The organism is Synoicihabitans lomoniglobus, assembly GCF_029023725.1.
GTDB classification, from domain to species: Bacteria; Verrucomicrobiota; Verrucomicrobiia; order Opitutales; family Opitutaceae; genus Actomonas; species Actomonas lomonigloba.
In genome coordinates, this window is sequence record NZ_CP119075.1 from 4178616 (window position 1) to 4197591 (window position 18976).

General features: G+C 63.1%; 15 protein-coding genes. 7 read left to right on the plus strand and 8 right to left on the minus strand.

All coding sequences use genetic code 11. The features are described from left to right. Nucleotides 1-16: 16 nt before the first annotated feature. The 4 genes from PXH66_RS16130 to PXH66_RS16145 all read left to right on the plus strand — a co-directional run bounded on the left by PXH66_RS16130 (nt 17) and on the right by PXH66_RS16145 (nt 7571). On the plus strand, nt 17-2722 hold the full coding sequence (locus PXH66_RS16130; RefSeq protein WP_330930574.1) for a WD40 repeat domain-containing protein: 2706 nt from the start codon (nt 17-19) through the stop codon (nt 2720-2722). A gap of 29 nt (nt 2723-2751) precedes the next feature. Continuing rightward, nucleotides 2752-5361, plus strand: a complete 2610-nt coding sequence (locus PXH66_RS16135) for a CHAT domain-containing protein (RefSeq protein ID WP_330930575.1) — start codon at nt 2752-2754, stop codon at nt 5359-5361. Between the two features lie 109 nt (nt 5362-5470). Then, entirely contained in the window at nt 5471-7012 is a 1542-nt protein-coding gene (locus PXH66_RS16140; protein ID WP_330930576.1) for an AbgT family transporter, read from the plus strand. 73 nt (nt 7013-7085) lie between these two features. Next, a complete protein-coding gene (locus tag PXH66_RS16145; protein WP_330930577.1) occupies nt 7086-7571 on the plus strand; it encodes an LEA type 2 family protein in 486 nt (161 codons plus the stop codon). A 19-nt stretch (nt 7572-7590) separates the two neighbouring features. On the opposite strand, the gene PXH66_RS16150 is transcribed toward PXH66_RS16145, so the two are convergent. After that, complete coding sequence (locus PXH66_RS16150; protein ID WP_330930578.1) at nt 7591-10305, minus strand: ABC transporter permease; 2715 nt, start codon at nt 10303-10305, stop codon at nt 7591-7593. Between the two features lie 14 nt (nt 10306-10319). Then, nucleotides 10320-10670, minus strand: coding sequence for a PadR family transcriptional regulator (locus tag PXH66_RS16155; protein ID WP_330932074.1), 351 nt, complete (start codon nt 10668-10670; stop codon nt 10320-10322). A 206-nt stretch (nt 10671-10876) separates the two neighbouring features. Between PXH66_RS16155 and PXH66_RS16160 the strand changes: the two genes are divergently transcribed. The 3 genes from PXH66_RS16160 to PXH66_RS16170 all read left to right on the plus strand — a co-directional run bounded on the left by PXH66_RS16160 (nt 10877) and on the right by PXH66_RS16170 (nt 13031). Further along, nucleotides 10877-12172 (plus strand): ammonium transporter, encoded by a 1296-nt coding sequence (locus PXH66_RS16160; protein ID WP_330930580.1) that lies wholly within the window; start codon nt 10877-10879, stop codon nt 12170-12172. A gap of 20 nt (nt 12173-12192) precedes the next feature. After that, nucleotides 12193-12531, plus strand: a complete 339-nt coding sequence (locus PXH66_RS16165) for a P-II family nitrogen regulator (protein WP_330930581.1) — start codon at nt 12193-12195, stop codon at nt 12529-12531. A gap of 161 nt (nt 12532-12692) precedes the next feature. Further along, nucleotides 12693-13031, plus strand: a complete 339-nt coding sequence (locus tag PXH66_RS16170) for a P-II family nitrogen regulator (protein ID WP_330930582.1) — start codon at nt 12693-12695, stop codon at nt 13029-13031. Here PXH66_RS16170 and PXH66_RS16175 read toward each other — a convergent pair. From PXH66_RS16175 to PXH66_RS16200, 6 genes are all read right to left on the minus strand, one after another. Further along, nucleotides 13028-13798, minus strand: a complete 771-nt coding sequence (locus PXH66_RS16175; protein ID WP_330932075.1) for a DUF547 domain-containing protein — start codon at nt 13796-13798, stop codon at nt 13028-13030. The genes PXH66_RS16170 and PXH66_RS16175 overlap by 4 nt on opposite strands. A gap of 1 nt (nt 13799) precedes the next feature. After that, a complete protein-coding gene (locus PXH66_RS16180) occupies nt 13800-14513 on the minus strand; it encodes a TIGR04283 family arsenosugar biosynthesis glycosyltransferase (RefSeq protein ID WP_330930584.1) in 714 nt (237 codons plus the stop codon). Beyond that, nucleotides 14513-15238: a DUF3047 domain-containing protein gene (locus tag PXH66_RS16185; RefSeq protein WP_330930585.1), complete on the minus strand. Its 726-nt coding sequence runs from the start codon at nt 15236-15238 to the stop codon at nt 14513-14515. Before PXH66_RS16185 ends, PXH66_RS16180 begins: the two co-directional genes overlap by 1 nt. Nucleotides 15239-15418: 180 nt before the next feature. Further along, a complete protein-coding gene (locus PXH66_RS16190) occupies nt 15419-16186 on the minus strand; it encodes a succinate dehydrogenase/fumarate reductase iron-sulfur subunit (RefSeq protein WP_345781741.1) in 768 nt (255 codons plus the stop codon). Between the two features lie 60 nt (nt 16187-16246). Then, a complete protein-coding gene (locus PXH66_RS16195) occupies nt 16247-18169 on the minus strand; it encodes a fumarate reductase/succinate dehydrogenase flavoprotein subunit (RefSeq protein ID WP_330930587.1) in 1923 nt (640 codons plus the stop codon). Between the two features lie 11 nt (nt 18170-18180). Continuing rightward, entirely contained in the window at nt 18181-18963 is a 783-nt protein-coding gene (locus PXH66_RS16200) for a succinate dehydrogenase cytochrome b subunit (RefSeq protein ID WP_330930588.1), read from the minus strand. Between the last annotated feature and the right edge of the window lie 13 nt (nt 18964-18976).

Sequence of the window (18976 nt, forward strand, 5' to 3'; positions counted from 1 at the left end):
TCGCTAGAATGGCGGCATGACTCGCCCCCACCTTCTCCCACGCCTGTTCGCGCTGGTAGCGTTGCTCGGCCTGCCCCTGGGTTCGCCCGCTCAGGAAACCGCCCCGGCCGAAATCACGCCCGCCACGCCCGCAGAGGTCGACTACTGGCGCCAGCTTCAGGCACGCATCGCCGCCTTCCGTTCGGCCAATTCCAGTCTGCCGACCCAGATCATCGACATGTCCATCCCTCAGCTCAACGAGGCCATGGACCGCATCGAAGACTTTCTCGACGACCGCGACCAGGACGAGATCGCGGACTTTGGCGCCGACCTGCAGGACTATCACGAAAACCTCATCGGCCTGTTCGAGGCCGCGCTGCCCTCTCTGCGGGAGGCCGCCTCGTTTCAAGAGCAGGCCAACCGGATCAACCCCATGGCGCGCATGATGGCGGGAGCGAAGGCCATCAACCTCATGGGGCGCGTCGAGGACTACAAACCCGCCCTCGCCAAGCTCCATGAACAAATCAACGCCCGCATCGTCGCCAGAGGCGGCCCGCGGATTTTCTTTTTTCAAAGCCTGAATCTCACCGACAATTCCTACGTCAAAGGTCGCCGCAGCGATCTCACCCCGCAGCAACGCGACGAACACTTCGTCGCCGAATCTCGCGGGATCGATCCGGGGCTCGGCACCATGGCCGAGCTCCATTTTGTGCCACTGCGCCAGGACGGCCGGTCCAACGCCGAAATCAACGCCATCCGCGACAAGTTGCTCGAACTCCTCCAGGAGTTTGCCGACAGCGTGCAACAGCTCTCCAACGTGCAGATCAAAGCGGAGCTGGCCAAGGACCCGCCGCCCAACGCCGATCCGCTTATCACCGCCCGCCTCGGCTTCGCCCTGCGCCAGGAACTCGTCCGTCGCAATCGCGATTCCGATGCCGCCTTTCGCCTCATCGACTGGAAGGCGTCCTTCGCACGCTGGCTCGGCGAAGCGAGAAGCACCAGCGCCGAACTGGCCTGCACCGACCTTGCCGTGAGTTACGACGGCGCCCGCTATGCCTTCAGCCCCGACCAACACGCAGTGATGGTTCGCTCCACGGAAAACGACGAGATCGTGGCGCAACACGAATTCGAGGGCGAGGTGCGCGGGCTGGCGTTCGACTTCCAGGACCGCCTGATGGCGTTCACCACCCAGGGGCTCTTCCGTTGGGACCTCATCGGCGGCGGGCAGCCCTACCTGCGTGACAATACCACCAGCCCCAACATCACCGGGGCCATTGCCACCGCCCTCGAACGCGATCGCTTTTTCCAAGCGTGGGCCCACATCCCCGGATTCAGCCGCGGGTCTCTCGACTCCAAACTGAACGCTTTCGGCTCCAGCAACATCACCGCCGTCGGCATGTCCCGCGATGGTTTGTTCGCGGCCTTCGGCTTTTCCGGCATCGACAACCTCGGCAACGGGGAAAAGCCCAAACACGGCATCGGTCTCGTCATCATGCCCGAGTCCGAAACCGTCTCCGAAGGGTTGATGGTCAAATCCTACCAGCAGGCGTTCATCGGTCCCGTGACCGACATCGCCTTCAGCGACGACGCCAGCCATTTCGCCTTCTGCCTCGATACCGGTGAGGTGCTCGCGTTCGCCCGGGAAGACGAGGCCAAGACGCGGATCCAGCTGACCCTCGACAGCCAGCCCTACCACTTCGTCACCTTCCTGCCCGGCGCCGAGCCCCTGCTGCTGGCGGCGGCGCGCAACGGCGTCATTCGCATTTGGAACTACGAGACCAAGGACCTGCAGCAACGGTTCGAAGTGCCCACCGGTCCCGCCGGAGTCGCCGTCGGGGTGGAGAGCGGTGTCCTGTTCTCCGTCGCCATCGGTGCCGAGGAAATCCACCGGTGGGACCTCGCCTCGGGCCACCATCTCGCGACCGTGGTCGGCACCGACCCCGTCATCGATGCCGACGCGTGGGCTGCCACCCTCGCAGCCGAGCAGGAACTCCAACCCGTCATCGAAAGCCTGCGTCGACTCTACGACTTTGAGGGCGAGGAACGCGAAGCCTTTGCCCGGAAACTCCTGGCCGAGGAAGGCGACCGCATCGACCGGCTCGGGCGTCGCAACACCGTGGTCGGCTCCGTGACCTCGCAGATCGCCGACCGCATCCGCGACCTCAACAAAGCGGACAAGCAAACCGAGGCGGTGAAAATCGGCGAGACGGCCATAGCCGAGGGTTTTGCGAGCAAGAGCGTCTACTACGGCACGATCTCCGGCCTGCTCACGCTCAACCGAATCAAGGACGCCAACACCCTGCTGGAGGACGGCCTGCAACTCTACCCGACGTCGAGCGACCTGCGCTTCCTGTATCAATGGCAACGCATGCAAAGCGCCCGCAACGCCGGCAACCTCGAGGCCACGCTGAAGGCGGTCGACGAGCTCGATCTCGTCGACCCCAAAAACCGCCCGCACACCTCTCAGCGCATCGACGCCTACACTCAAATTGCGCAGCAGAAAATCGCCGCCGGGCAGCAAAAGGCCGGTCTCGATCTCTTCGTCAAAGCCCTCGACCAATGTCGCACCAAAGAGCAGCAGCTGAAACTCCTGCCCAGCATCTTCTCCGTCGCCTACCAAGCCAAGGATTGGAAGCTCACCGTCGGTGTCGCCAACATGTGGATGCAGGTTGATCCCGCGAAAAAGAATGATGCTCAGTTCCTGGAGTGGGCCCGCTACGCCTACTCGCAGGCCAATAAATAAGCACCTCGCCCGACCACGAGATGCACGGCTTGAGCCCTCGCCTTCCACTGGCGCTGATCGTCGTCAGCCTGCTTACCGCCGAGCCCCGCCCCTTGGCGGCGCAGACCGCTGCGGGGCGGACATTCGCGTCACATAGCGCCGCGTTTTCCGAGGGCTATCGCATGGAAACCGAAAACCAGTTCAAGCGCGCGGCAACCTATTACGCCGCCGCGCTCGAACTCTCCCAAAACGATCGCGATCGCTACTTCGCCAGCCTGCGTCTCGCCGCGGTAGACTCCCAACTCGGGCGTCACACCGAGGCCTTGGCGGCCCTCGAACTCGCCCGAAAAACCGCCCCTCCCGATCGCGATCTTCCGGGCGAACTCGGCATCGCCCTCGCCGTGCAGCGGCGCAGCGGTGAGCTCATCGCCGCCTCCGCCACGCTGCGGGAACTGCGCGCCCTGGGACCGCGCCCCCACACCGCCGCCCGGGCCTGGCAACTCCAACTCCACCAAGCGGACGCCCACCTGCACCGCGCATGGGGCGATCTCTCCGGTGCGCTCGGTTTCTACCAACAAGCGGAACCACTGCTCGAAGAGATCGTCACCGACTATGCCCAGATTGCCGCCTTCCACCGCGAACGCGCCGCCTGCCACCTCGGTCTTCACGACCTCGACGCGGCGCACGCCCTCGCGCGCGACGCCCTTTCCAGCGATCTCCGCCGCGTCCGTTCGAGTCGTCGCCGTCCCGCCAGCGATTGGGTAAAAAAAGGCGACGTGCCCACCGCCCAAAGCCTGCTGCTCTACGCCGAGACCGAGCGCAAACGTGAGCACCTCGACGACGCCCGGGAACTCTTCGATGCCGCCCGGGAACTGGCCCAGCGCCTGGAGGCTCCCCGCGAACTCGCGCAGGCTTGCTTCGGCCTGTCTCGCCTCGCCCTCGCGCGCGACGACCTGCTGAGCGCCCGGCTAAACATCATGGGCGCCATGCTCCGCACGCAGGAAGGGGCGATCCCCGATCTTCACATTGAAACGCTGGCCATTGCCGGCGAGATTTCGATGAAGGAGCGGGACTACGCCCAGGCCGTGGCTTTTCTCACCCTCGGTATCCAAGAGGTGGAGACCATGCGCCTCACCGCCACCCCGGAGGATCGCCAGCAACTGCTCGCGCTGCAGGCCGACCACTACCGCTGGCTGTTGGAAACCTATCTGCGCAACAACCAGCCCTGGGAGGCGCTCGCCGCCAGCGAAGCCCTGAAAGCCCGCAACCTGCGCGACGCCCTCGCCGGCCGGCCCGTCGCACTCGAATCGGTCGCCGATCGCGTCTCGCGATTGCGCGAGCTGCAACAGCGCCTGCCCCCCGACATCGCGGCGGTGTCCTACGCCAACGCCGACTGGACGGAAACCGACCCGGTCGCGTTTGTGCTCACCGCCAACGATTTGAAGGTCGTGCGACTCTCGCTGCAGATGCTGCCCGAGTTGCTCGAGTTTCTGCCCAAGGACGACGTGCTCGCCGCCCAACGCAAAGACGTGGACGCCACCCGCTATCACCTCGGCGACGACATCACGCTCGCCGGCTTGGTCGCATTCTTCCGTGAGACCATCTATTGCGACCGCCAGAAAATGTCGGCCCTCTTCCCCGCGTCGGTGGTCACGGGTAAACTGCTGCATCACGTGCTCATGGCTCCCGTATTGCCCGAGCTCGGCGAGCGCACGCGACTGTTGGTATCGCCCAGCGGCCTGCTCGCCTACGTGCCGTTTGATGCGCTGCGCGAGCTGCAGTCCGGCGCGTTGCTGGTGGAAACCCACAGCGTGTCGCTCACCCCGTCGCTGCTCACCACGCTCGAACTTGCCGAGCGTGCTCCGGCTACTTATTTGCGACCATTCCTCGGTTTTGGCGGCGCAGTTTACAACCCCGAGAGCTACCAGCAGGTCATGGCATCCGCTCCACAGATCAAAACCGAGCTCCAAGCCGTGACGGCGGTGCGCAGCGCGCAGGCCGCCGGGGCCCGCAGTCCCTACGCCGGTTGGGCCCGGGGGCCAGCCAGCAACCTCGCCGGCACCAAGGCCGAAGTGGAATTGCTGAGTGAATTGCTGCCCGGTTCCCGCATCGTCACCGGCCGCGATGTCGCCGAGCCGCACATCCGCGCCATGGCCGCTCGAGGCGAACTCGCGGAGGCGCGCGTTTTGCATTTCGCCGTGCACGGCTCTGCGGTGCCCACCATGCCGGACTTGTCGTGCATCCTGCTTTCCTGGGAAGGTGAGATCACCGCCGACATGCCGCCGGAGCGGGATGGCCGTCTCCAAATCACGGAGTTTGAGTCACTCAAATTGCGCGCCGAGCTGGTGACGTTTTCCGCCTGCGAAACCGGACTCGGTGCCATCATCGCCGGTGAGGGCGTCGTCGGCCTGACGGGTTCCCTACTCAAGGCCGGGGCCGACAACGTGCTGGCTTCGCTCTGGCCGGTATCCGACTACAGCACGGTTTACTTCATGCGCCGCTACTACGAGTTGCACCTCAAAGAAGGTGTGCCGAGCGACCTCGCCATTGCCCAAGTCAAACGCGACATGATCGCCGGTAAACTGAAAGGCTTCCAGCACCCCCAATTCTGGGCGCCGTTCAATCTCTACGGTGGCCGCGAACTTGTGGGCCCCCACTGAGGTCGTGCCCACCCGTTTGTCACCTAATAGGTGACAACTGTGCGGAGACGCACGGGACTCATGGGTCGCTTTGGCTCGCCCTGCGGCGCGAGGTTCTTTTCGTCATCGCATGCCTGATACGAAGTCCGCCTCGCCTCGTTTGCTCGCCCGGGTGCTCGGCACCGTCGAACGCGTCGGCAACGCCCTCCCCGAACCTGCCACGTTGTTTGCGATGCTCGCGGTTTTCACCCTGCTGGCCTCGGCTGTCGCGCAAGCGGTCGGACTCGCCGTGCAACATCCCGCGAGTGGTGAAACCATCTCAGCCGTGAGTTTGCTCAATCTCGCCGGCTTTCAGAAAATTGTGCAGGAAACGGTGCACGTCTTCGTGTCGTTTCATCCCCTCGGAGTCGTCATCGTCTGTTTGCTCGGCATCGCGGTGGCGGAGAAAGCCGGACTCATCGGGGCGGCGGTGCGGGCGCTGGTTTTGTCGACGCCGCGCAGTTGGCTCACGCCGATCGTCGTATTTGCAGGCGTGATGTCGAACGTCGGCGCTGATGTCGGCTATGTGCTGTTGCTGCCCTTGGCAGCGACGATTTTTCACGCGGTGGGACGTCATCCGCTGGCCGGACTCGCGGCGGGGTTTGCCGGCGTATCCGGAGGATTCAGTGCCAACCTGCTGATCAGTGCGATTGATGTCATTCTCGGCGGACTTTCGACCGAGGCGGCGCGGCTGATCGATCCCACCTACACGGTCACCGGACTGGCCAACTACTACTTCATCTTCATCTCCACGTTTCTGGTGACCGGCATCGGCACATGGGTGACGCACCGGGTGGTGGAGCCTCGCCTCGGCTCGTATGACGGCGGCATCAAACCCGAGGCCATGGTCCCACTATCCGCAGCCGAAAAGCGTGGTCTCTGGTTCACCGGCGTTTTCGCCGTCATCGCGACGGCCGTCATGGTCGTCGGCATCGTGCCCGAAGGCGGTTTCCTGCGTAACCCGGCTTATCCCGATTTGAAGATGCGCGCCCTGCCCTTCAGCTACTTGGTGCCGTTTCTGTTCGTGTTGGGTTTCGGCAGCGGCATGGCCTACGGGCTCGGAGCGAAGACCATCAAATCCGACCGCGACGTGGTGGGCGCGATGAACGACGCCATGGGCACGCTGGGCGCGTATCTCGTGCTGGCCTTTTTCGCCGCCCAGTTCATCGCCTACTTCAACTGGACCAATCTCGGCTTCATTTTTGCAGTCAAAGGGGCCAACGGTCTGCGGGCCCTCGGTCTCGACGAATGGCCCATTCCCATGATGATCGGCTTGGTGTTCCTCGCCGCCACCATCAACATGATCGTCGGCAGCGCCTCGGCCAAATGGGCGCTCATTGCGCCGATTTTTGTGCCCATGTTCATGTTGCTCGGATTCTCCCCGGAGCTCGTGCAGGCCGCCTACCGCGTGGGCGACAGCGTGACCAACATCATTACGCCGTTGATGGCCTACTTCCCGTTGATCATCACCTTCGCGCGCAAATACGACCGCGACACGGGCATGGGCACGATCATCGCCACGATGCTGCCCTACTCCGTCGCATTTGCCATCGCATGGACGATTCTGCTCATCGCATGGATGTTGACGGGGCTGCCGGTCGGACCGAGCTCCCCCCTCTACCTCGCGAGTTGATTCACATCTTCATCACCGGCCTTGCGGTCGACCGTTTTGCCCGCCATGGGTGAACCCAAACCCTGAAATTTTCATGACCTTACTTCTGCGCCGTTTGTTTCTTCCCGTTGTTCTCATCGCCACGCTCTTGGCTGGCTGCTCCGGCATGCCCAAGGATCTCGCCGGACTTGTCGTGCAACTGGACGGCATCCGCTCGATTCGCTCCCAAGCCGGACTGACCGAAATGGTGGTGACCGTGCGTTGCTACAATGAAACGCTCCGGCCCATCGGGGTCCGCGGCCTGCAACTCGAACTGTCGCTCAATGGTGTCGAGGTCGGGCGAGCGGTTTCCGCCAAGCCGTTGGGCACGCAATCGCTGAGCAGTAACACGCAGGACGTCACCTTCGTGCTCGAAAACCAACGAGTCGTCGATCGGGTGGTGGCGGCCGTCCGCAGTGGATCTCTCACCTATGATCTCAAGTCCCGCGTGATCGTCATGGCCGCCGACAACGAGATGAAGAGCACCTCCAAGGCGTCGGGCACGGTTGACGTCTCGTCGATCAGCCTGTCCCTGAACTAACCCCGCCGGGCCGCTCGCTTCAGTCGGCCTTCAGCATGCGCTGCGGGTCAACGCGCGAAGCTCGACGCGCGGGCAGCCAGCCGCCGACCACCGCAGCCAGCACCCCGCCGCCCGCGGCCACGATCCCCACCACGGCGCTGGGCGAGGCATCCCACCAACTCACCACGGGCACGCCCCACGCGACTAGCGCCACCAGCGCACCACCGCCGGCCGCGCCCTGGAGTCCAATACGCAAGCCGTCGTGAAGCACGCCGCGCAGCAGGCGGTTGGGCGTTGCTCCCAGCGCCGCTCGCACCGCCAACTCGCGCTGGCGTAATGTGACGAGGTGAGCCAGCGATCCACCCACGCCAAAAGTCGCGAGCAACATCGCCACGCCCGCAATGATCGTGGCAAGCCGGGACGAGGCGATCTCCCGGCGCATGTTGCCTTCGCGGCGCTCGCCGAGCGTTTCCCAACGGCCAAACACGAGTCCGGGCTCTGCCGCTTCCAAGGCTTCGACCAACATTCGCCGCACCGCGTCGGGATGGCGGGACACCCGCACCGCCAGGAAACCATAGCCCCATTGGTTTTGCTCGCCCGGGGTGAAGAACATCTCCGTTTCCGTTTCGCGGGCCTGGTTGATGCCCGCGTCGGCCACAATTCCAATCACGGTCATGTCGTTTTCGGTCGCTTCGTAATCATAGCCAAATTGCTCGCCGATGACATCGGCCCGGCCCCACATGGCCCGGGCGAAGGCGCGCGTCACGACCGCGACTTGTGGCGCATCGTCCGTGTCCGTGACTTCGAACCAACGGCCCTGCAGCAGACGCAGTCCCACCGTAGCCAAATAGTCGATATCAGCCGTGTCTTGCTGGTAGTTGCCTCCCCGCCCCGTCAGCCCTTCGCCGCGCGGAAACACGCCGCTCCGGGAGCGACTCCCCGCGAGGATGCCATTGGAGGAAAGCCCCACCCGTTCGACGCCGGGAACCTGTTCCACGGTATTGCGCAGACGCTGGTTGAGTCCCGCCAATCCGTCCGAGGTATAGCCGGCCGCACGAGGATTAAATCGAGTCGTCAGCACGGTATCGCGTTCGAAACCCGGGTCACGATTCAGCACCTCCGCGATCTCTCCACCCAAACTCAACGACACCGCCACCAGCATGACTGCGAGCGCGAGTTGCACCGCGACCAAGGCGCGGCCCACGCGTTGCGGCATCGAACCTCCGCCCATGGCACCGTTCAGCGCCACCAACGGCTGCAAGCGCGCGATCCACCAAGCGGGCACGAGCGCACATCCCACACTGCAGAACAATGCCACCCCGACCAGCATCGTGAGCTGCGACCATCCCACCAGTTCGAGCGTCAACGTCGCTCCCGGCGTGAGCAATTGCGCCGCCGCGGGCAACATCCACGTCGCCAACAGCAGACCCACCACGGCGCCCAAAATCCCACACACGACCGCTTCCACCACCGCCAAACGGCAAGTGCGCCAGCGTCCCGCGCCCAAAGACAACCGCACCCCCATCTCGCGATGCCGCGAGAGTGTGCGCACCAGCATGATGCCGGATAGGTTCGCGCACGTGAGCAGCAACAGACTCACCACCAACCCCGTCAACATGCGGCCAGTGCCAGCAAAAGCATTGCGAGCGTTCGAGTAGCCCCCGGGGGCGGCCACGACCTGCCAGCTCATACGACGCACGCCCTCACGTTCTTCCGGACTATTGATCTGCGAAATCAAATCTTCCCGGTCCGGCGCGACCGCCATCTCCAACGCCGGGCCCACGGTGGCCACGGCCAATCCAGACGGGACTCTGACCAACGTCTCAAGCCAACGCACGCGGTTCTCGCGATTCCAGTCCGGATCGTTCGGGCGGTCGTCCGACGCGAATTCATGCGCATTGCTCGATATCCCGAGCTGCGGCTGCAACGCGGTCGGGAAAAACAAATCGACGCGGTCCACCGCATCGAAGCCATGGAACCGCTCGGGTAACACGCCAACGACTTCGAGCTCCATTTGGTTGACCAACAGTTCCTGGCCCACCGCCGCCGGCGCGGATCCATACTCGCGCTGCGCCCAAGCATACGACACCACGGCCACCGGCGCGCCTTCACCGATGCGATCATCACCCGGATTGAGCAGGCGACCGTGGGCGGGGATCAACCCCAACCCCGCGAACGCTCCGCCGGAGACGAGCTGACCGCTCACACTTTGAGCCGGTTGGCGGCCACGCTGCACCGTCACTTGGGTTTCACCCCCATAGGCGATCACCGCCGCTTGGGGCACGTTCGCGCGCAATCGGTCCAACGTCGCTCGCGAAAACCACGCCGGCTGTCCCTCGGCATCCGCGATCAGATGCAACTCCTCCGGCTCCGGCACGGGCAAGGCGCGCCGCAGCATCGCGTCCGTGAGCACATAAACCGACAACGTCGCCGCCAGGCCGACGGCCAGCAGCCCGATCATGCTCAGGGCGTAACCGCGGCGTCGTGTGAGATTTCGCAATGCCAACGAAATGTCGCGACCAAGCTCTTCCAACCACGGCCACCCCGCCTGCTCCCGATAGGATTCGCGCGTCAGCGTTTTATTGCCCAGATCGCGCTGCGCCGCCCGTCGCGCGGCCGCCGGCGACAGCCCCCGGCGCTCATGTTCCGCGACCAGTTCGTCGAAATGAAAGGCCAGCTCTTCGTCGAGCCGTCGGCGCAGTTCGCCGCGTTTCCCCCAATGCTTCAGGCGATTGATCCAGATTCCGAAACGCATGATAAATCGAGGGGTCAGACGGTGGACGGCTCGGCGATGATGGCGTTGACGGCCGCACTCAGCAGCCGCCACCGGTTGATCTCGCTCTCCAGTTGCGCCTTGCCGGCCGCCGTCAGCTGATAAAAGCGCGCCCGCCGGTTCTTGTCGCTCACGCCCCATTCCGACGTGATGAGCGCCTGCTGCTCGAGCCGGAGCAACGCCGGGTAAAGGGTGCCCTGGTTCAGCGCGAGCAAATCGCCCGAAACCTGTTCGATGCGCCGGGCAATGCCGTAACCATGCTGCGGCCCCAGCGCGGAGAGCGTCTTGAGCACCAACAGGTCCAACGTGCCTTGCAATACATCCAACCGACTGGGCGACTTCTTCATGTTGGCAATCAACATAAGTCTTTATGTTGGCCGTCAACAGGGAAATGGAAGGACCGGATCCGTGCCGCCTCGCGCCGCGTCGTCGAGATATCCGCCAAGCCATGAACGAAATGCATGGTTTAGGCATTGCCCGCAGGTATTAACAATTTTCATTGTGGGCCCTTGATGCGCTTTCTTCCGGCGCTCGACGCTCACCCCTGCCCCCCATGCGACTGCTTCAGCTCCGACCCCTCGCGCTGCTCTTCGGACTAGCCTGCTTTCCCTCGCTCGTGTCCGCCCAAGATGCGCCGAGCACCCTCGATTCCGGCGATACCGCCTGGATGCTCACCTCCACCGTGCTGGTGCTGTTTATGATGTTGCCCGGTTTGGCGCTGTTTTATGGCGGCCTGGTGCGGGTGAAGAATGTGCTCTCCGTGCTGATGCACTGTTTCACCATCACGTGCCTCGCCTCGGTATTGTGGGTCGCGGGTCTCTACAGCCTCGCGTTTTCGGAAGGCAACGGATGGATCGGCGATCTGCAGCACGTGTTTTTGCGGGGCATCAGCATCGGCGAGCTCAATGGCGGCACCTTTCCCGAGACCATATTTGTCATGTTTCAGATGACGTTCGCGATCATCACGCCCGGGCTGATCGTCGGGGCGTTTGTCGAACGCATGAAATTTACCGCCATGATGCTGTTTTCCGCGCTGTGGTTGATCATCGTCTACACACCCGTCGCCCACTGGGTGTGGGGTGGTGGTTGGATGCAGCAGGACGGGGTGATCGACCTCGCCGGCGGCATCGTGGTTCACGCCACCGCCGGGATCTCCGCCCTGTTGCTCGCCAAGGCCGTGGGACCGCGTCGCGAGTTTCCCAAGCACATCGTGCCCCCGCACAATCCCGGCATGGTCGTGATCGGCGCGTCGATGTTATGGGTCGGCTGGTTCGGCTTCAACGCCGGCAGCCAGGGCGGAGCCAGCGCGGCCGCGGGCATGACGATGCTCGTGACCCATATATCCGCCGCGGTTGCCAGTCTTACTTGGATGGCGGTCGAATGGACCAAAGCGCGCAAGCCCGGCGTCGTGGGCATTGTCACCGGCATGGTGGCCGGTCTGGCTTCGATCACACCCGCGTCGGGCCACGTGGGGCCGATGGGCGCGGCGATCATCGGTTTCCTCGCCGGCATCGTGTGCTATTTCTCCTGCGGTTTCATCAAGCAACGCCTGAAGATTGACGACGCCCTGGACGTGTTCGCCGTGCACGGTGTCGGTGGCATCATGGGCTCGCTGCTGGTGGCCTTCCTCGGCACCGCGATGTTTGGCGGCACGGGCGTGACCGACATGGGTGCACAATTCATCGCCCAGGTGAAAGGCGTCGGATTCACCCTGATCTGGTCTGCAATCGGCACGCTCCTGATCATCGCCTTGGTCAAAGCCACCGTCGGTTTACGCATCGACCGTGAAGTTGAGGAAACCGGACTCGATCAAGCCGAGCACGGCGAGACCGCTTACCACCCCGAATAAACCACCTTACCTTCCCTCTTATGAAACTGGTTAAAGCCATCATCAAACCCTTCAAACTGGTCGAAGTCCGCGAGGCTTTGAACGAAATCGGCGTCCAAGGCATGACCGTTACCGAGGCCAAAGGTTTCGGTCGTCAGAAAGGGCACACCGAGATCTATCGCGGCAGCGAATACACCATCGATTTTCTGCCCAAAACCACGATCGAGATCGTGATCGCCGACGACCTGGTGGGTCCGGCCATCGACGCCATCGTGCGCCACGCCAAGACGGGCAAAATCGGCGACGGCAAGGTGTTCGTCCTGCCTGTCGAAACCGCCCTTCGCATCCGCACCGAAGAACACGGGGAAAATGCGCTGTAATCGCTGACAACGCCCGGGGGGGCGACGGCGAAGCCGCCAGCGCAATTCGCCGCCTTTACCGGGCGCAATTATTTGATTTTTACGATTGGAAATCCGGTCGTTCAGGCGTCTGTAAGGGCGTGCCTGTAGAGTCGCCTACATCCTGAACTCCTCTTCCCGTCATGAAACTCATCAAAGCCATCATTAAACCGTTCAAACTCGATGACGTGCGCGAAGCCCTGCACGATATCGGCATCGAGGGTATGACGGTCACGGAAGCCAAAGGATTCGGCCGTCAAAAGGGGCACACCGAAATCTACCGCGGCAGCGAATACGTGATCGATTTCATGGCAAAATTGGAACTCGAACTCGTGGTGCCCGCCGCCCGGGTGTCCGAAGTGATCGATGTGTTGGCCCGCAACGCCAAGACCGGCAAAATCGGCGACGGCAAGGTGTTCGTCATGCCGGTGGAACAAGCCATCCGCATCCGCACGGAGGAAGCTGGCCCGGCCGCGCTTTAAGGACTTTTAAAATCGTTGAGGGACCAATCGTAGTCCGTGGCCGACACGGACCATCGGTCCGCCCCCGCCGCCAACTCGCGCCCCACGTCCGGCGGGGCAAAGCGCGAGACATAGCGCAATACCGCCGCGTCCGTTTTGCCGAAATCCTCCGCAAACCACGAGAAGATCGGTGACAACCGCGCCCGGCGTCCGGCGACATCGAACTGGTTGCGCACCCCATCACGCAGAAAGCGGCGCCCCTGATCATCGAGTTGGGCGTCCAAGCGGTCGGCCTGATAAGCCTCGGCGCGCAACGGCGGACAGGACACCGCCGCGCAAACAATCGCGAAATGGAGGCGTGGTTCCTCAAACTGCGGACGGAGAATCTCGTGCTCGATTTCATTGAGCGTAAGCGTTCGCCCGCCCACCACGGCAAAACGGATATCCCACGGCGTGCGGTTGAGCAACCAGCCCAGGATGCGTCCACCTGTGCCCAAATCATGGATACTCTTAACCGGGTAGTCATCCGCCACCAGCTTGAGCGTGTAGGCGTTGTAAGCGTTGATCCACAACGCCAAACGCTCCGCCTCGCTGGCCAGCTCGTCCGGCGATGTGTCCGCCAATTGCGCCAGATAACGCGACAAGCGCGCATCGTGCCGCAACGCCGCGTAATCAACCCGACCGTCCCGCACATGGTCGGCCAGCACGGCCGAAAACAACGCGTGGTCCGACGCCGCCGCCAGCCCCGGCACCGACCAACTCAGGAGAACGATCAGACGGACGATCATGTTACGATTGGCCACCCGGGCCGCCAAGCTGTCCCACCGGCGGATACGCCGGGGCGAGTCGCCGCGGGTCGGCTCCGGCGAGGAAGCGCAGGAGGAGCGCGCCATTGCGCAGTTGTTGTTTAAGGTGACCGCGCGCCCGAAAGCGACGCGCCGACGTGGTTACACTTGCGGGCAACACGTCGACCGGTCGGTGCTGACGTGCCCGCTGCAGCAAGTCCACATCCTCAAAAAGTGGCCACGGCTCGAACCCGCCCAGCTTCCGATAATAACTGGCGCGAATCAAAATCCCCTGATCGCCAAAGCGCGTGAATACCGAGTCGAACCGCGTGAACCACGCACTGCGTTTCAGCAGCCAATGCGGGTCGTCGAATTTAACGCGAAAACTCGCCACCCGCCCGCGCTCGCTGGCGCAATACGCTTGGGCGACCTCGCGGGCAGGCGCGTCAATCAAGGTGTCGGCGTGTAGAAAGAGGAGCCAGGGTCGGGTCGCCAAGCGACTGCCGGCATGCAGTTGCACGCCCCGCCCGCGCTGCGGCGCAATCCACGTGCGCACCCCGGCACCGATCGCGAGGGCCAGGGTTTGGTCCGTGCTGCCCCCATCGACCACGATGACTTCGGCGGCGGGCCACACCTGCGCCAGCCGTCGCAACGTCGCGGGCAAATGGGCCGCTTCATTGAGGGTCGGGATAATTACGGAAGGGGCGGAGATCGCCATCACGGAGCAGCGTTCGCGGGTGCCGGACTTATTTCCAGCACCATGTCGGAAAACCAGCCGGTGGCCCGGTGATCCGATCCATCGGTGTCCACCATGACGGCAATGGCGTTGATCACAGAGGGCGCTTCACCAAAACAGGCGGCATAGTCGGCGAGCACATCCCGGGTTTCAAAACGCCACTCCACCGGCGTCGGTGTTTGTCGATCGCTGTCACTCTGCAGCACCATCAGGCGCACGTGATCACTGTAAGGGCTCGCAAAGCGGCTCCCTTCCGGTTCGCGGGCGGACCACACATAATTGATGGCCCGGGTGCGGGTCGGCAGCCACGATGTTTCGAAGATCACAAACACGCGCGCCGCGTAGTTGTCGCCGGCCTTGGTGCGCTCGGGCGGATCACCCTGCAAGGTGCCGGTCGCATGCCAGCGCCAACGCAGGACCGCATGAGTGGGTTGCTCCACCTTGAGCTCGCGAACCAGCGATCGGTTCGCGTCTTCACTGCGCCCCACCAGCACTTGGCGTCCGGCCATCATCTCCCACGTGTAGTGGGTGGGTTTGATCAACGGGAAACCGCGGACGCTCCAAGCCGCCGTTGATTCCGGAGTAATGAGTTCGATTTTCGCCACCACCGGTTGGACGCTCGGCGATGATCCCACGACGGCCCCCGCCATACCGGCTGCCAGCAGCAAACGTCCGCCGCGTAAGGCGGCATGGCAGGAAACCCACATGCCGACAGGTTCGCGCAACTCACGGCACGGAGCAATCCCGTCCCTGAAAAGTTCCTGCGACAGCCATGCGGCTTAAGTAGCCTACCTACAAGGTAGGTGGGCGATCGCGTTTTACCACCCGTGCTCGGTATTTATCGCGCGCGAGCGCGCTCCTTGGCCATCCCGACGGGCGCGTCTGCCTCAGATCGCGGGCTTGCCTTGGAAGGCGGAGCGGAAGGTGGCCTTGGTGTAGTCCCGGTTCATCCGGGCAATGAAGTCGTGGCTGATGAGCTTCGGGCAGGCGGCGGAACACTCGTATTGATTCGAGCAGTTGCCGAAACCCAATGCATCCATGGTCGACACCATGTTGAGCACGCGTTGGTCGCGCTCGGGCTGCCCCTGCGGCAGGAGCGCCAATTGCGAAACCTTGGCGCCGACGAAGAGCATGGCGGAGGAATTCTTACAGGCCGCGACGCAGGCGCCACAGCCGATGCAAGCGGCGGCGTCCATGGCGAGGTCGGCGTTTTCCTTGGGAATCGGCGTGGCATTGGCGTCGCAGGCCGCGCCCGTGCGCACACTGATGAAACCGCCCGCCTGTTGAATTTTATCAAAGGCCGTTCGATCCGTGACCAAGTCCTTGATGACGGGGAAGGGATTCGCCCGGTAAGGCTCGACCACGATCACATCGCCATCGTTGAAACTGCGCACATAGGTCTGGCAGGAGGCGATGCCCTCGTGCGGACCGTGAGGTTTGCCGTCGATGACCAGCGAGCACGTGCCGCAGATGCCCTCGCGACAATCATGGGCAAACGCGATGGGCTCCTCCCCCCGCTGCTCGAGATCGTCGTTGATCACGTCCAGCAGCTCGAGAAAGGACATGTTCGGGTTCAAGTCCGTCGCCTTGTAGTCGACAAACTTACCCTCGGTGGCGGTATCGCTTTGGCGCCACACGCGCAGGGTCAGAGCAATGTTTTTGGTGGAAGAAGTGTCAGCGACCATCGGGAGAAACAGGTTGGTGGGTTCCGTGGATTACTTGTAGGACCGGACGCTCATCTTGACCGTCTCGTAGTTCAGGTTTTCGACATTGCGGGTCGGCTCCTTGCCTTCGCCTTGATACTCCCACGCCGCGACGTGGGCAAAGTTGTCATCGTCGCGAAGACACTCGCCATCCGGATGCTGGTATTCCTCGCGGAAGTGACCGCCGCAGCTCTCTTCGCGAGTGAGCGCGTCGCGGCACATCAGTTCGCCCAGTTCGAGGAAATCGGCCACGCGCCCGGCTTTTTCGAGCGCTTGATTGAGCGATTCGTCGGAGCCGGGGACATTGACGTTGGCCCAGAATTCTTCGCGCAACTGCGGGATGAGTTCGATGGCCTTTTCGAGGCCTTCCTTGGTGCGGGCCATGCCGCAGTGATCCCACATGATCTTGCCGAGGCGTTTGTGAAAGTGGCTGACGGGTTCCTTGCCCTTGGTGGCCAGCAAACGCTTGGTCGTCGCGCTGACATCCGCGGCGGCCGCTTTGAAGGCGGCGTCGTCGGCCGAGGGCGCGGAGCCGGGTTTCTGGGTGGCGAGGTAGTTGCCCACCGTGTAGGGCGCGACGAAGTAACCGTCGGCGAGTCCCTGCATCAGCGCGGAGGCACCGAGACGATTGGCCCCGTGGTCGGAGAAATTGGCTTCACCCAGCACGAACAATCCGGGGACATTGGACATCAGGTTGTAGTCCACCCAGAGTCCGCCCATGGTGTAGTGGACGGCGGGGAAGATCCGCATCGGCTGCTCGTAAGCCGATTCGTTGGTGATCTCCTTGTAGATGTCGAAGAGGTTGCCGTAACGGGCGCGCACGGTGTCGGCCCCCAGACGATTGATGGCGTCACCGAAATCCAGATACACCCCGAGGCCGGTCGGCCCGACACCGCGACCTTCGTCGCACATGCGCTTGGCCGCGCGGGAGGAAACGTCGCGGGGAGCGAGGTTGCCGAAGCTCGGATAAATGCGTTCGAGGTAGTAATCGCGGTCGGCTTCGGGAATCGATGCGGGCGGCTTGCCGCAGTCCTCGGCTTTTTTGGGCACCCAGATGCGACCGTCATTGCGGAGCGACTCCGACATGAGCGTGAGCTTGGACTGGTAATCGCCGGAAACGGGAATGCAGGTCGGGTGGATCTGCGTGTAACACGGGTTGGCGAAACAGGCGCCCTTTTTGTAGGCGCGCCACGCGGCGGTGACATTGGAACCACGCGCGTAGGTCGAGAGATTGAAGACGTTGCCGTAGCCGCCCGTGGCCATGACGACCGCGTCGCCGGCGTGGCGGGTGATCTCGCCGGTGATGAGATTGCGCACCACGATGCCCTTGGCCTGACCATCGACGAGCACGATATCGAGCATCTCGGCGTGGGTGTGCATCTTCACCGCTCCGGCCCCGATCATCTTGGATAGCGCGGAATAGGCCCCGAGCAGCAACTGCTGACCCGTCTGGCCACGAGCGTAGAATGTGCGGGAAACCTGCGCGCCACCAAAAGAACGGTTGGCGAGCAGACCACCGTATTCCCGGGCGAACGGGACGCCCTGCGCGACGCATTGATCGATGATATTGACCGAAACCTCGGCGAGGCGATGGACGTTGGCTTCGCGGGAGCGGTAGTCGCCCCCCTTTACCGTGTCATAGAACAGACGATAAACGCTGTCGCCGTCGTTTTGATAGTTCTTGGCCGCATTGATGCCTCCTTGGGCGGCGATCGAGTGAGCGCGGCGAGGGCTGTCGTGGAATACGAAGCACTCCACTTGATAACCGAGCTCGGCCATGGTGGCGGCGGTGGACGCGCCGGCGAGACCGGCCCCGACGACGAGCACCTTGTATTTCCGTTTGTTGGCCGGGTTGACCAACTTCATGTTCGCTTTGTAGTTCGTCCACTTGTCGGCGAGCGGGCCGGGAGGAACGTTGGAATTCAGTTGGGCCATGACGGAAAGCGTTAGCGTTGGGAAATCAGTTGGGAGTGGGCGGTGGTGCCCTCGGCAGGCTTGACGACACCGGTCAGGATCGCCCCGGGAATGGCGAGATTGCCCAGAAAATAGAGCAGGCAAAATAGCCCCACCACTCGCCGCAAACCGCCCGACCAGGAGCCGTTGCGCAGGCCGAACGTCTGGAAAACCGAATCGGCGCCATGCCAAAGATGGAGGCTCAACAGCCCCACCGCGACGATATAGAAGAGCGATACCAACGGGTGAGCGAAACCGAGAAACACCATCGAATAGACGTCGTGAACTTCGGTGCCGGCTTCGGCCAACGGAATGCCCAGCTCCCGGACATCGTGCTGCATCGTCCAATGAGGCAAAGCCGTTTTGAACGTCTCCGTTCCCGCCGCCCCCACGGTGAAGTGCGCGAGGTGGTAAAGGATGAACGCCAGCACCACGAGGCCGCTCATCCGCATGTAGCGAGAAGCCACGGTCGCCCGCAGCCAGCGGTTGACGCCGTAGTTTTTGGGTCCGCGGGCCGCTTTGCTTTCCAGCGTCAACACCACCGCCGCCCAGATGTGAATCACCACACAGGCGAGCAGGAACAGACGCACCGCCCACAGCGCAGGCCCCAGGGACTGCAGGAAATGGGCGTAGCCGTTAATGTGGTCCGGAGCCAAAAAGATCTGCAAATTGCCGACCAAATGCCCAGTGACAAACCCGACCAAAACGAGGCCGGTCACCGCCATCAGCAGCTTGCGACCGATGGATGATGTGAACAAGTTGCGGAACAGGTTCATCGATAATATGTTA

Coding starts and splice junctions, on each gene's coding strand:
- PXH66_RS16130 (WP_330930574.1), top strand. CDS start 17: ATGACTCGCCCCCACCTTCTCCCACGCCTGTTCGCGCTGGTAGCGTTG.
- PXH66_RS16140 (WP_330930576.1), top strand. CDS start 5,471: ATGCCTGATACGAAGTCCGCCTCGCCTCGTTTGCTCGCCCGGGTGCTC.
- PXH66_RS16145 (WP_330930577.1), top strand. CDS start 7,086: ATGACCTTACTTCTGCGCCGTTTGTTTCTTCCCGTTGTTCTCATCGCC.
- PXH66_RS16150 (WP_330930578.1), bottom strand. CDS start 10,305: ATGCGTTTCGGAATCTGGATCAATCGCCTGAAGCATTGGGGGAAACGC.
- PXH66_RS16155 (WP_330932074.1), bottom strand. CDS start 10,670: ATGAAGAAGTCGCCCAGTCGGTTGGATGTATTGCAAGGCACGTTGGAC.
- PXH66_RS16160 (WP_330930580.1), top strand. CDS start 10,877: ATGCGACTGCTTCAGCTCCGACCCCTCGCGCTGCTCTTCGGACTAGCC.
- PXH66_RS16165 (WP_330930581.1), top strand. CDS start 12,193: ATGAAACTGGTTAAAGCCATCATCAAACCCTTCAAACTGGTCGAAGTC.
- PXH66_RS16170 (WP_330930582.1), top strand. CDS start 12,693: ATGAAACTCATCAAAGCCATCATTAAACCGTTCAAACTCGATGACGTG.
- PXH66_RS16175 (WP_330932075.1), bottom strand. CDS start 13,798: ATGATCGTCCGTCTGATCGTTCTCCTGAGTTGGTCGGTGCCGGGGCTG.
- PXH66_RS16180 (WP_330930584.1), bottom strand. CDS start 14,513: ATGGCGATCTCCGCCCCTTCCGTAATTATCCCGACCCTCAATGAAGCG.
- PXH66_RS16185 (WP_330930585.1), bottom strand. CDS start 15,238: ATGTGGGTTTCCTGCCATGCCGCCTTACGCGGCGGACGTTTGCTGCTG.
- PXH66_RS16195 (WP_330930587.1), bottom strand. CDS start 18,169: ATGGCCCAACTGAATTCCAACGTTCCTCCCGGCCCGCTCGCCGACAAG.
- PXH66_RS16200 (WP_330930588.1), bottom strand. CDS start 18,963: ATGAACCTGTTCCGCAACTTGTTCACATCATCCATCGGTCGCAAGCTG.